The 13,141-nt window shown below is 59.1% G+C and carries 13 protein-coding genes; all 13 read right to left on the bottom strand.

Annotated features, from left to right (window positions below; translation table 11 throughout):
- Positions 1-45: 45 nt before the first annotated feature.
- The 13 genes from WC529_07100 to WC529_07040 are packed head-to-tail and all read right to left on the bottom strand — an operon-like array spanning position 46 to position 13,137.
- On the bottom strand, positions 46-816 hold the full coding sequence (locus WC529_07100; GenBank protein ID MFA5114041.1) for a sulfotransferase: 771 nt from the start codon (positions 814-816) through the stop codon (positions 46-48).
- Entirely contained in the window at positions 813-1,400 is a 588-nt protein-coding gene (gene cysC, locus WC529_07095; protein ID MFA5114040.1) for an adenylyl-sulfate kinase, read from the bottom strand. Before cysC ends, WC529_07100 begins: the two co-directional genes overlap by 4 nt.
- Complete coding sequence (locus tag WC529_07090) at positions 1,397-3,172, bottom strand: GTP-binding protein (protein MFA5114039.1); 1,776 nt, start codon at positions 3,170-3,172, stop codon at positions 1,397-1,399. Before WC529_07090 ends, cysC begins: the two co-directional genes overlap by 4 nt.
- A gap of 26 nt (positions 3,173-3,198) precedes the next feature.
- Entirely contained in the window at positions 3,199-4,080 is an 882-nt protein-coding gene (gene cysD / locus WC529_07085; GenBank protein ID MFA5114038.1) for a sulfate adenylyltransferase subunit CysD, read from the bottom strand.
- 50 nt (positions 4,081-4,130) lie between these two features.
- A complete protein-coding gene (locus WC529_07080; protein ID MFA5114037.1) occupies positions 4,131-5,594 on the bottom strand; it encodes a glycosyltransferase family 39 protein in 1,464 nt (487 codons plus the stop codon).
- Positions 5,594-6,736 carry a dTDP-4-amino-4,6-dideoxygalactose transaminase gene (rffA, locus tag WC529_07075; protein MFA5114036.1) on the bottom strand — a complete coding sequence of 381 codons (1,143 nt, stop codon included), beginning with the start codon at positions 6,734-6,736 and terminating at the stop codon, positions 5,594-5,596. Before rffA ends, WC529_07080 begins: the two co-directional genes overlap by 1 nt.
- Complete coding sequence (locus WC529_07070; GenBank protein MFA5114035.1) at positions 6,733-7,464, bottom strand: class I SAM-dependent methyltransferase; 732 nt, start codon at positions 7,462-7,464, stop codon at positions 6,733-6,735. Before WC529_07070 ends, rffA begins: the two co-directional genes overlap by 4 nt.
- The gene (locus WC529_07065; protein ID MFA5114034.1) at positions 7,461-8,252 is read right to left on the bottom strand and encodes a hypothetical protein; all 792 of its coding nucleotides are present in this window, start codon (positions 8,250-8,252) and stop codon (positions 7,461-7,463) included. Before WC529_07065 ends, WC529_07070 begins: the two co-directional genes overlap by 4 nt.
- On the bottom strand, positions 8,249-8,941 hold the full coding sequence (locus WC529_07060) for a WbqC family protein (protein MFA5114033.1): 693 nt from the start codon (positions 8,939-8,941) through the stop codon (positions 8,249-8,251). The genes WC529_07065 and WC529_07060 overlap by 4 nt, the downstream gene beginning before the upstream one ends.
- Entirely contained in the window at positions 8,941-9,873 is a 933-nt protein-coding gene (locus WC529_07055) for a glycosyltransferase family 2 protein (protein MFA5114032.1), read from the bottom strand. Before WC529_07055 ends, WC529_07060 begins: the two co-directional genes overlap by 1 nt.
- A gap of 17 nt (positions 9,874-9,890) precedes the next feature.
- Complete coding sequence (locus WC529_07050) at positions 9,891-11,186, bottom strand: hypothetical protein (protein MFA5114031.1); 1,296 nt, start codon at positions 11,184-11,186, stop codon at positions 9,891-9,893.
- The gene (locus WC529_07045; protein MFA5114030.1) at positions 11,183-12,103 is read right to left on the bottom strand and encodes a glycosyltransferase family 2 protein; all 921 of its coding nucleotides are present in this window, start codon (positions 12,101-12,103) and stop codon (positions 11,183-11,185) included. Before WC529_07045 ends, WC529_07050 begins: the two co-directional genes overlap by 4 nt.
- Positions 12,100-13,137, bottom strand: coding sequence for an NAD-dependent epimerase/dehydratase family protein (locus WC529_07040; protein MFA5114029.1), 1,038 nt, complete (start codon positions 13,135-13,137; stop codon positions 12,100-12,102). The genes WC529_07045 and WC529_07040 overlap by 4 nt, the downstream gene beginning before the upstream one ends.
- Between the last annotated feature and the right edge of the window lie 4 nt (positions 13,138-13,141).

The raw sequence follows: 13,141 nt of genomic DNA, 5'->3' as shown, positions 1-13,141 counted from the left end.
GGACAGCCCAATATGGATCGACGAAAAAAACCTAAAATATTCATTTTAATGTTCCAATCCGCGCTTGAATTTATCTTGAACAAAAGCAAACTGCTCTGCATAATACGCCGCTAATTCAGCGGCGATCCCGGCCGGCATCTCTCCGCTTGGCGCGCTGTTGATCTTTGTCTTCATCAGTTCGACCGGCAAACTAATATTGGCTGCTCCCAAATATGAATAGACCTGACTGATCACCTCGGCTGGCTTTTGCACAATATCATCATAGAAAAGGTAAAGGATCCGATCCGGTTGGAAGTGGCTCTCGTAAATAGTGATATTCCGACGATACTCTCCATGTCTTAGTTGTTGCGGATGCATGATCGTATCGCACATGGCCTGCCCATCAAGCTCGCTGGGCGATCCTATCCCTTCCTTCAAACAAAGATAACGGAAATTTGACCAGGCCCTTTTTATCGGATTTCTAATAATATAAATAAGCTTAAGCGCTGACAGCTTATCAGCCATACAAGCAACTCTTTGATCAGATAAAGTAGCATAAAATGGGGTTATTTCTCCTCGTATTTTGTGGTCCCAGCCGGCTTTAAATTGTTCTTGATACCACAACCAATCCGCGCGATCGTTCATATCGTAATAAGGCCGTTTTCCCATCCATTTCTTCCCCAATCCCTGATAATCGCTAAAATCCGGTTTTTCGTCGAAATAGTGCAGTTCTTTTTGCGCCGGCAGGTAGATACCCGGGTGACTCAAAAGCATCCGGTGAAGCCAGGTTGTCCCCGCCCGCTGCGCGCCGATGCAAATAAAGTTCGGTAAGATCATATTGAGGCGGTCAGGCGTTTGTTTATCGCGTCTATGACCAGGGCCGCCACCTCCGCCACGCTCAACTTTTCGGTATCAAGGACCAGGTCCGGCCTTTCCGGCTCTTCGTACGGGGCGGAAACCCCAGTAAAATCAGAGACTTCGCCGTTCTGAGCTTTCCGATATAGGCGTTTCGGGTCCCGTTGCGCACAAACCTCTACGCTCGCCTTGACATAAACCATGATCATATTTTCTGCGCCGACCTTCTCTTTGACCAACCGGCGCAGTTTTTCATAAGGGGTGATGAAAGAGACGAGCGTGATCAGCCCAGCTTCCCGAAAAAGCGCCGCCACTTCCGCGACCCGGCGGATATTTTCCGCCCGGTCGGCGGCGGAAAAACCGAGATCGGAATTCAAGCCGTGCCGGACATTGTCGCCGTCGAGCCGAAACGCCGGCTTCCCGGCGTCGTGCAGCATTTTCTCGACCTCTACGGCGATCGTCGATTTGCCGGAACCGGATAGCCCGGTAAACCAGACGACAAGACCGCGCCCGCGTTCGGCGGCGTTGACTTTACCGTGATGCCAGGTCAGGTTTCGGCCGTTCATGGGCGAAAGATCGCTCCTTGTTCCTGCAACAGTTCTTTGATCTGGCTGGCGGCTTGTTCGACCGGCTCGTCCGGCGGCAGGTGAAGATCGATCGCCAGGTCATCCGGCAACCCCGCTCCGACCCAAACGATGCTGCTCCGGTCGGTGCTGATGACCGTTTTAATGATCTCCAGGTCGCTCGGCGTCAAGTCGAGCGCGGTGACGATCAGGATCACGCCAGCGTCGAGCATCAGGTGCGAGACCTCCGCCAGGCGGCGCAGATGCTCGAACCGCTCGTTCGGATGTTTCCCCTTGATGTCGGCGTCGACCCCGTAGAGGACGTTGCCGATGCCGAGGAAATAAACCAGCTTCCCCTCGTCGAACAACCGTTTCTCCAGCTCCCGGGCGACCGCTTTCTTGCCGGAATCTTTCCGGCCGGTGATCAGGATCAGGGCGGAACGCTGGCTGTATTTCTCCGCCCGGGACTCGGCGGCGATCTCGCTCTTTTCCCACTTGTAGTTGCGCAGCATGACCTTTTCCCGCAGGTCCTGCTGCTCGTCCGGCAGGGTATCCTCGATCAGCCCGCCGCCGGCGATCTCATAGTCGTCGATCAGGACGAAGCGCCCCGTCTCCACCAGGTCCGCCGCCTTGTCGAGCGCGACCGCCTGGTCAAGCTTCAAGACGCATTCGGCGATCTCGTGCCGTTCGACCCTCTCCCGCTGAATGACCGCCAGCGTCGACGCGTCCATCACCTTATTGACCTGCTCCAGTTGCGCGCCGACCTTGGCGTTACCGGTCTTGAGCAGATATTGCTTGCCGCTAACGAGCGGCTCCCGGCCGAGCCAGAAAAGCCGGGTCTTCAGGCGAGTGGCGGTCTGCGGTTTGGTTTCGCCGGCCAGAACGGCCAGCTCGCCGCGCCGCACGTAGATCTGCTCCGTCAGCGTCAGGCCGACCGCCTGGCCGACCCGGGCGCTCCGGCGCTCCGGTTCGTTGAACGCTTCCAGCGCAGCGACGACGCTCTTCTTGCCCGACGGGAAAAAGACGATCTCCGCGCCGGGGCGGACCGTCCCGGCGACGATCGTGCCGGCGATGATCCGCCGGTTATCACCGTCGCGCGTGAACTTATAAACGGCCTGGACCGGCAGGCGGAACGGCTTGTCTTCCGGTAATTTGGCGGCCTGCAGGTCGTCGAGCGTCGCCAGCACGGTCTTCCCCCGGAACCAGCCGGTCGAGGTCGAAGCGCCGGCGATGTTGTCGCCGGCCATGCCGCTGACCGGGAGAAAAGCGACCGGCTCCAACCCGATCTTCGCCAGGTAGTCGCGGTATTCGCGGACGATCCGGTCAAATACTTTTTGGCTGTATTCGACCAGGTCCATTTTATTGATCAAAACGGCGACCTGCTTGATCCCGAGCAGGGAAAGCATGTAACCGTGCCGCTTGGAATTCTCCTTGACCCCTTCCGCCGCGTCGATCACCAGGAGAGCGGCGTCGGCCTTGGCCGCGCCGGTCACCATGTTGCGCAGGAACTCAATGTGCCCCGGCGCGTCGATGATCTGGTATTTGCGGCGGGCGGTCTGGAAAAAGCAGCGGGCCGCGTCGATGGTGATCCCCTGCGCCTGCTCTTCTTTCAGCGCGTCGAGCAGGAAAGCGTACTCGAACGGGCGGGCATTGCGCCGGCACTTTTCCTTGACCTGCGCCAGCTTCCCTTCCGGCAGCGAATTGGTATCGGCCAGCAGGCGGCCGATGATCGTGCTCTTGCCGTGATCGACGTGGCCGACGATCACAATGCTCATTTTTTCTTTTTCTTTGGCGGGCGCGCTCACATGTACCCGCCTTTGCGCAGCTCTTCCAGCCCGCCGCCATCTTCCAGGTCCTGGGCGCGGCCCGCGCGTTCGGCGATGTTCGCCAGTTTGCCCGTCTTAAGCTCGGCGATCACTTCCGCGACGTTCCGGGCGGTCGACTTGATCGGCTTGGTGCAGGGGGCGCAGCCGAGCGAGCGGTAACGGGTGCCGTCGCCCCGGTCGTAATAGAGGTCGACTGTCGGGATCTTTTCCTTGGCGATGTATTCCCAAACGTCGAGCTCGGTCCAGTCGAGCAGCGGGTGGATCCGGACGTGCGTACCGGGGGCAAAGTCGGTCTTGTACTGGTTCCAGAACTCCGGCGGCTGCTCCGCGATCTCCCAGACGTTGCGCTGGTCGCGGGCGGAAAAATAACGCTCTTTGGAGCGGCTCCCCTCTTCGTCCGCCCGGACGCCGACGATCACGCCGGTGAACGGTTCCGGTTCCCGGTCCAGCTCGTACCGGCCGGTATCGTGGTTGAGGCGGTAACGCGGCGCCGTCCCGTTGATGGTGTTGGTCAGCGCGTCGGTTTTAAGGACCTTGCAGCATTCCAGGCGGCTGGCCTTGCCGGCCGGAAAGGTCTTCCCCTCTTCCAGCGCCGGCCGGTTCTGGCCGAAGATCATGTCCAGTTTCCACTCCCGCGCCAATTTATCCCGGTAAACGATCATCTCCGGGATCTTATGGGCGGTATCGATGTGGACCAGGGGGATCGGCACGTGGCCGAAAAACGCCTTGCGGGCCAACCAGAGCAGGACGGTGCTGTCCTTGCCGATCGACCAGAGCATGCACAGTTGCTTGAATTCGCTGTAGGCTTCGCGCAGCAGGTAAACGGACCGGTTCTCTAGTTCGTCGAGGTGCTTCACCTATATATTATAGCATAACAGCAAGGAATAATTAATCGCCCTGCCGCCCGTCAATCAACGGCGTAGAAGCGGAGTTTGCCGTAAAAAGCGTTGTTGAGCTGTCCGATCAGCCGGCCGTTCTTATCCAGGTAGTCTTTTATCTCGGCCTGCAATGCTCGCCGCCTGCTCAACCCATGGTATTCCCGCCCCTCGGAGAATTCCCGGGCGCCAATGATGTAGACTTGCGGCCGGAACCGGCTGCGGGCCTTGGTAAAAGGGACTTTTTCGCTGCCGTAATACACATGGTCGTAAAGCGCCAGCCAGTAAGTGGTCGGGCCGTAGATCGCGGCAGCCGGCGGCACGATCCGCCTGATCCGCGCCGCCAGCTGCCGATAGCCGGAACCGGCGTACAGCCGGAAGAAAAGCAAGTTCCCGGCCAGCTGGCTGGCGACCAGCAGCCCGATCAGACCGAACGCTCCCCAGCGGACAAGCTCCCGCCCTTTTTCGGCCGCTCTGATCAAGACCGCCGCCACCAGGATCCAGAGATAAGGGGCAAAGGCGGTGGTGTAGCGGGCGGTTTTGTTGACAATGATCAGCCAGAGGAGAACCAGCCAGGTCACGACCATGATCAGTAAAAATCGGTCGGCTTTTTTCCTGTTGGCTAGGGTATAGGCCAACGCCGCGATCGCGGTCATAAAAACATGAAAGCGATAAGGGAAAGCGATCAGATCGGCATAGCGGTCAAATAATTCGCCGCGCAGGCTGTGCCATAACCAGCCGGGGCCAAAGACCGGCCCCATCCGGCTGCCGACCAGATATTGCCCGGTAATAAAATAAAACTTGTCGGGATACGTCAGGACCAGAACAAAAATGGCATACGGGAGGATCGCGATAACGGCCCCGGCCAGGCATAGCCAGCTCGAACGCCTGGTGAACACCGCCCGGCCATTTTCAGCCAGCATGATGAAAAAAAGCGCGGCCAGGCCGATAATGGCGTTCGGATGAGCAAGGAACGCCAAGCCGGCAAATACGCCGGAAAGCAGGAAACGGAGGCTGCCGCCGCGGCGAAAACCGGAAAGCAGAAAATAGACGGAGAAGAGCAGAAAAGCGGTCAGGAAGATCTCGCCCCGGATCGTCCGCGCGGCCAGAAAAAAGAAGTTGTCGGCGGCGATCAGCGCGGCCGCCGCCAATGCTACCCGGTCATCGTACAACTGGCGTGCCAGGAGAAAAGTGCCCAGAATGGCCAGGAGGCCGAACAACAGCGATAACGCTCTCCCCTGCTCCAAACCAAAGCCAAACACCTTAAAGGTCGCAGCCAGGAGCGGTCCCTGCAGCGGAGAACCCAGGTCGAGCCGGTCGCTGCCGTCATCCGCGCCCCGGAAGATCGTCATTTTGGGAACCCCGCTGCTGAGCAGAGAATAGGCCGGGACACAGAGCCAGGACTCGTCCGTTACGACCCGCAGGTCAAGGCGAAAAGAGGCAACGGCCGCAAAGATCAAGCAGATCAGGATCAGCAGCGACAGGGTTTTATTCATTAACATTCCTCCCTGACCACCTGCCGCAGGTTATCTATGACATATGCCTGGTCAGCCGCGCTCAAGGTATTATAAAATGGGAGACGAAGCAGGCGCGCGGCGGCGCTTTCGGTCACCGGCAGATCGCCCTTTTGGTAAGCGAACTTGCGCCCCATGGGCGACAGGTGGAGCGGGACGTAATGGAAGATCGCGTCGATCCCCCGTTTCTTGAGGCGGGACATGACCCGGTCCCTGAGCTTCCGCGACGGCAACATAATATAGAACATATGGTAATTCTGCTGGCAGTGGGCCGGCACGAACGGCAACCGGACCTTCCCGGCCTCGGCCAGGTCCGCCAGCCCGGCCCGATAGCGGTCGTAGATCTTCTTTCTGCGCCGCTGGATATCCGCCTGCTTTTCCAATTGGGCGTAAAGAAAAGCGGCCAGGATATCGGAAGGGAGATACGACGAACCGATATCGACCCAGCTGTATTTGTCGACTTCTCCCCTGTAGAACTGGTTCCGGTTGGTTCCTTTTTCCCGGATGATCTCCGCCCGTAAAATGTGGCGGCGGTCGTTGATCAACAATGCGCCGCCCTCGCCGCAGATAATGTTCTTCGTTTCATGGAAACTGAGCGCGGCCAGCTGACCGAACGTCCCCAGCGGGCGGCCGCGGTATTTGGACCCGATCGCCTGGGCGGCGTCCTCGATCAGCGCCAGTTTACCGGCGGCTGCCTGCCGGACGATCGGCGCCATTTCACAAGCGACACCGGCATAATGGACCACGCAGAGCGCCCGGCTTTTGCGGCTTATCCGCTGGCCGATCAACCGTTCGTCGATGTTCAGGGTGTCTTCCCGGATATCAACAAAGACCGGCTTTGCCCCGCGCAAAACAAAAGCGTTGGCGGTGGAGACGAAAGTGTAAGAAGGCAGCAGCACCTCGTCGCCCGGCTTGATCCCGCAAAGCAGCGCCGCCATTTCCAGCGCGGTGGTCGCCGAAGTGGTCAGCATGGCGCGGCGGCAGCCGATGTTCCGCTCCAGCCGGCGCTGGCAGAGCTTGGTGAACTTGCCGTCGCCGGACACCCAGCCCAAACGGTAAGCTTGCTTAACGTTGTCAAGTTCGCCGCCGGTCAGATAGGGTTTATTGAACGGGATCTTTTTCATGCCGCCTCCGCGACCGCGATCAAGGAACTGCCGAATGGGAACCGCACTGCCCGGCCGATGACCGCTTCCAACCGGCAGACCAGTCCCAGCAAGGCATTGGCCCAGCCGGGGACCGAGGCCTCATCGCCGCTGGCAAAACGCCGCAGGACAAAAATAATGAGCGCCGGCACGAACAGAAAATAGGCGATCTCCTTCACTTGATAACCGCCCGCCGTCAGTTCCCGTTTTAATTCCTCCGGCGTGTACCGTTTCTTATGGCCGCTCTCCTCGTCGTAGCGGCTCCAGAGCCTCTTTAAAGCCGGCACGGTTACGATTATAAAGCCTCCGGGCCGCAAGAATCCAGCGGCTTTATTCAGCGCCGGCACCGGTTCGGACAAATGTTCGATCACGTCCCCCATGATCACCAGGTCATACTGCCGGCGCAGTTCGCCGGGGACCGGGTCGCTGATCAGGTCGAAAAGAAAAGAACGCTCGGCCGCTTGTTGCAAGAAAGGGAGCGACTCGCGGTAACAATCGGACGCATCGACTCGCCAGCCGGACTGCCGCAGATAACGGGCGATGTTGCCGGAACCGGCACCCAGCTCCAGGATCTTTTTCGCCTGTTTGGCGCCGCCCGCGTAACCGGCGATCTTTGCGCCGATCAACCGGTTCCTGGCCGTGAACCAGAATAAACGGCGGTGGCGCGACAATAAAGAGATCTCTTCGGGACGGTAATCGGCCGTTCTCATGCTTGGTACCATTTCCTTAAGGTAACTTCCGGCCTGATCAGCTTGAACCGCAATCTGGAATAGAGCGAGAGCACCGGCAGATTGCTCAAGGCGATCGTCGTTACCACCTTTTTCAGTCCTCTGGCTTTCATGGTCTGCAACACGGTCAGGCAGAAACCGTATCCCAACCCCCCGGTGTGGTTTTCCTCGGCAAATCCCCCCAGCACGAACTCCACGGTATCTTTAGCGCGCCGGCAGATCATAAATGCCCTGATCCCGCCCTGATCATCATCCAGAACAAAAATGTCGTTCGTCCCCTCGTTGATCAGGTTGCGGGCCCATTCCCGGTAGCGGTCCGAGGCAAGGCCGGCGCCCAGATTCGGATCATGATGGAAATGCCCGTGGCTGATCGAGCGCAGGGCGATCTGTTCGATCGCTGCCTGGTCGCCCGGTCCGGCCGGGCGCAACGGCAGGAGCGCGTTTTCGTCGATCTCGTAACCGTCGAGCTTAACGGTCGGGCTGATTTTCGTTTCGTAATAGTGAAACCCGGCCGCTTCCAGCAGATGAATCGCCCTCAGGTCGCCGATCGCGACCGTGACTGTCACGCATTTCAGCGCTTTGGCCGCCGCCCAGTCATCGATCGCCCCGAGCAAGCGACGGCCGCCATCCTCCGACGCGATCGCCAGGTCGGCGATCATCCCGGTATTGAACCCGAAGACTTTAGCGTCCCAGGGCGTGGTCTGTGCGGTTGCCGTATTCTCCCGGTCGGCCGACAATCTTATGCTTTCTTGGGTCGCCAAGCCGTTCATTTGCTTCTCCAGCCCCAAATATATTGCGGCGCTGCCGGCCCGGTATTAAAAAGCAGATCGATGATCGAGACCTGCTGTTCGAACGGCCGGTACAGCTGCGGATACTCCGGGTAACCGTTGTAGTCTTTCCAGATCAGCTCGATCCCCCGCTCCCGGAACATTTGCTCGTTCAGGTAATTAGCGGCCGACGGCCCGGTCACGTAAGAGGTCGCGCCAACTTGCTGCAGCAAGCTTAACAGCCTGGGCGCCCCCCGCCCGGTCAATTCGTATTGGCGGGAATCGGCGTATTGCCTGGTCACGCCGAGCAGCTCGCCCATTATCCGCCGGACCAGGGTCTGGTTCAGTTCCGACAGGCTTTGCCAGGTTTTTTCCCGGTAGATCTGGCGCCAGAACGGCTCGTACCGCGCAAAATACGGTGATTGTTTATAGGCCTCGGCTATCTGGTTAAAATGCTTCTCCTGCCACTTGGACGAATCGAGCCGAACCTCGTGGATCAACCGGGAAATATCCGGGCCGCAAGGGACGGTAAGCCACTTTAGCCCGTTCGGCGTCTTGATGCGGTTCCGGTTCCGCCAGTCGTTCCGGGTGAACTGCACGTCGTCATAAAAGACAAAGAGGTCGACGTCGTTGATGATGTCAAAATAACCTTTCCAGGGGAGGTAATTGGATTGGATGACCGCGACTCTCATCAAGTTCTTTTCGTCATTTGCCTGACCTGGTAGCGCTGAGGCGCGTTCAGATAACCGATCATCCGCATCAGGTACTCGCCGATCAGGCCGATCGAGCAAAGAATGACGCCGGCAAAGAAACTGATCATGATCGTCGTCGTGGCAAAACCGGGGACGGTAATAGCGCCGGTCAGCTTTTGGTAAACGGTCAAAAGCAGCAGGCAGAACGCCAGCCCCGCCGTCGCCATTCCCAGGTAGACCATCAGCCGCAAAGGAATGGTGGTAAAATTAAAAATGAAGGTCAGGGTCAGGCCGATCAGCTTGAGCAGGGAATAATTGGATCGGCCAACCCGCCGCGGCTCGTGCCGGACCACGACATTCCCGACCCGGTCGCTGATCAGGCAGATCAGCGCCGCGATCGTGGTATCTCGGCCGGCAAAAGCCACGACCGCGCTTCTCAGCGCCCCGGTCATGATGATGAAGCTGGAAAAGCCCATCGTCCGCGGCTTGTTAAGGACAAAAGTAACGACCCGGTTCGCCAGCCCGCTCCCCAGGTTCCGCCAGACCGCCTGCTTTTTATCGGCTGGCACGGCCATGACCGCATCGAGCGCCGGTTCGGCCGCCAGGGCGGCGATCAGCTTGGGGATCTCTTCCGGCGGATGCTGCAGGTCGTCGTCCAGGGTAATGACAAAGTCGCCCGCCGCTTGCTGCAAACCGCACATCAGCGCGGCGTGCTGGCCGGAATTCCTCATCAGCTGCAGCGCCCGCGCCCGGCCGTCGACCCGGCAGATCTCAGCCAGCGCCGGCCAGGAACCGTCGCGGGAGGAATCGTCGACATAGATGATCTCGAACGAACCCTGGGCCGCCGCCGACATGACCTGCGTCAAACGGCGATGCAGTTCGTCCAGCGTCGCCTGCGAATTATAGACCGGCACGACGATAGAATAGTTCATTGTTCGCCCTTCATTGCTCACCGGAATATAGTATAGCGTTTATGTTTTAGTCCTGCCAAGACGCTCTCCAGTTTTTTGGCCGGCAGATTGCCGAAATAATTGCGCGGAGCCGAGCGCAGGACCGCGCGGTCGCCGGTCCGCATCCACCGGCCGATCACCCGGTATTTCTCTCCCCACTTCGCGCCGATCGCCAATCCGACCAACCAGTTAAAAAGGAGTAATCCGGCCAAAGCGGCCGTCAGGCCAAGCTTGACCAGTTTAGCCCGCCCGCTCAGCCAGGCCGGGGAACGGCCGCCGGCGATCAGGTAGACCGCACCGAGCGCGAACAGCATGCCAAAGATCTTGTAGCGCGAGGTCAGTGCCGAGCTAAGCCCCATTTCGCTCCGGCCAAGATAGATCAATAGCCCGGTCAAGAGGGAAAAAGCGATCAGCGCCAGGGCGAACAAACGGCCCTGGTCGATCCCTTCTTTTAAACGGCGGGCAATATCACCGGCATTGTAAAACAGACCGGCCAGAAGCCCGCAACCGACGAACAAAGAACCGGCTTCCGCCGCCAGCGTCAAAACTTGCCCGCCGCCGACCCGGGCGGTCGTGAAGATCCCGCCCGCGTAGATGAGCAGGTAGATCGGCAGCTTGAGGATGCCGGTCAGGCCAAAACCGACCGCTCCCGGCTCGGGTTGAAGGCCGATAAAATAAATGACCGTGATCGCCAGCGCCGCCGTTACCAGAACACCAAAGTAAAAAGACGCCAACCGCCGACGGTGCCAATGATATCCGGCCAGGAGGCAGACGACCAGCACCGCCGCCAGACCGGGCATTTGCGAATAGGCCGCCAGGACCAGCAAGGCGGCTAACGCGGCCAGGGCCAAAGACTTATTAGCGAAGCGGTCGGGCAATCCGGCGGCCAGAGAGAGCGCGCCGACGGAAAAAAGGGCGGCCAGGTTATAATCGAGCTGAAAGCCCCAGATCAGGTTCTGGTAATTGAGCGGCGAAAAATAAACCGCCAGCAGGCCGGTAATTACCAGGTCGCGCCGCTTAAGCGCCTGGTTCAGGAAAAAGACGTAAGCGGTGAAGACCGCCCAGTTCGCCAGCACTTCCCACAGGATATTCCAATGCGAAACCCGCGCCAGCAGCGCGAAAGCCAGCTTCGGGAAGAACATCCGGTGGACGCTGAACGACTGCCAGAGATAGTGAAAGTTGAAACTGTCGATATTGGCGGCGAGCGACCACTGGTCGGCCACCGGGAACGGCAAATGGAACTGGATAACATACCAGAGCGACGCCAGCGCCGGGCCGAGCAAAAGCCAGATCATCGCCGTGTTAACCGGAAAGAAGCGAACAGGAACAGGCTCCTGACCGTCTCGTAGACCGTTTTACCGGCAACCAGCGCCAACAAACCAAGGTAAGAAACGACCGCCAGCGGGTGCCAGGAGCTCCGGTAAGAATGTTTACGGAAATAGTAATAGGCGGACGAATGCATTTCGTAGATCATGAAGATCCTGGTCTTGAGCGTTCGCCGCCCCCCGCCCTGGCCGGTCAAATGAGTGATCTCCGCCTCCGGCGTGAACCAGACGCTCCAGCCGGCGTCCCTTGCCCGTTTGCACAGGTCGGTGTCTTCCCAGTACATGAAGAAGCGCTCGTCCAATAAGCCGATCCGGTCAAAAACCGCGCGGCGCACCATCATGCAGGCGCCGGAGACCCAGTCGACTTCGCGGACCGAATTATAATCCCAATCGGACAAGGTATTGCGCCGGGTGACCGGATTGCCGGGGAAAAGCTTGCTGAGCAGCGAAGCCCGGCCGAACATCGTATCGAACGGAGTTTTGTAAAAAGAGCGGCAGTTGCGCTGGACCTTGCCGTTCGGTTTATAGAGTTTCCCCGCCAGGATGCCGGTCTTCGGGTGCCCCTCCATAAAAGCCGCCATCCGGCCGCAAGCGTCGTTGCGGAGGAGCGTGTCGTTGTTCAGCAGCAGGAGATATTTCCCCCTGGCGGCCCGGATCGCCTGGTTATTGGCCTTGGCGAATCCGACGTTCCGGTCGTTGCGGATCAGCGTGATCTGCGGGAACTCGCGGGTGATCGCCGCTAGACCATCGTTGGTCGAATCATTGTCGACCAGGATGATCTCATAACCGGGGTCAACCGTTTTCGCCCGGATCGAGCGGAGGCAGTTCAGGGTCAGCTCCCCCGCGTTATGGTTGACCAGGCAAACGGACAGCAGCGGCTCGCTCATTTACCAACGACCGACCTGACCGCCGAAGAAGCGCCCGGCCCGAAACTGGCGGCTTTGGCGATATTGTCCCAGTTCTGCTTGAACCAGTCGATCGCTTGCGGCAAACCTTGCTCAAAGGTCGTGTTCGGGGTGTAGCCGATCACTTTGTGCGCTTTGTCGACCGAGGCCAGGATCCGGCTCTTGGTGTCCCATTTGCGGCGCGGCGCGAAGTTGATCCCCGCCTTGTTGCCGGTCAGCTTATTGATCATTTCCGCCAGCTGGCGGATCTCGATCTCGCGCCCCGAAGCCAGGTTGAACTCTTCGCCAACAGCCGACGGCATGACGCCGGCCCGCAGCAGCCCGTCAACAATATCGCCGACAAAGGTAAAGTCCCTGGTCTCTTCGCCGGTCCCGGTGATCGGCAGCGGCTTGCCGCTCATCGCCCAGTAGATGAAGTTCGGGATCACGTTCCGGTACTGGCCCGGGATCTCGCCCGGCCCGTAGGAATTGAAGAACCGCGTCTTGACGACCGGCACTTCGTACTGGTGCTGAAAGAAATTGGCGTACAGTTCGCCCAGCATCTTGGTGATCTGGTACGGGGTGGACAGGTGGAGCGACATAAAATCCTCCGTGAGCGGCATCGGCGCGTGGCTGCCGTAGATCGAACAGCCGGACGAGGCGTAGACAAAGCGCTTGACCTTGGTCAGCGCGCAATACTCCAGCAGTTTAAGCGTCCCCATCCCGTTGACCTGCAAGTCGCGCTCCGGGTGGTCGAGCGAGTTCTGGTTGGCGAAAAAGGCCGCCAGGTGAAAAACGTAATCGGGCGCTTCAAAAAAGACCCGCTTGAGCTTGATCTCGTCCAGGATATCCCCTTCGGAAAAAAGGACGTTCGGCAGCGACGGGATGTTCCACCTTTCCGCCGACGAGAGATCGTCGAGCACGATCACCCGTTCCGCGCCGAGCGACGCGATCGCCCGGGTCAGGTTCGAACCGATCGCCCCCGCCCCGCCGGTGATCAGGACCTTTTTCCCTTTATACTCCGCCTTGTAATCCATCTTT

The sequence above is a fragment of the Candidatus Margulisiibacteriota bacterium genome, assembly GCA_041650855.1.
Taxonomy (GTDB): Bacteria; Margulisbacteria; WOR-1; order O2-12-FULL-45-9; family XYB2-FULL-48-7; genus JALOPZ01.
Note: the sequence above shows the minus strand (reverse complement) of the source record. Positions and strands in the feature narration are given on the sequence as shown.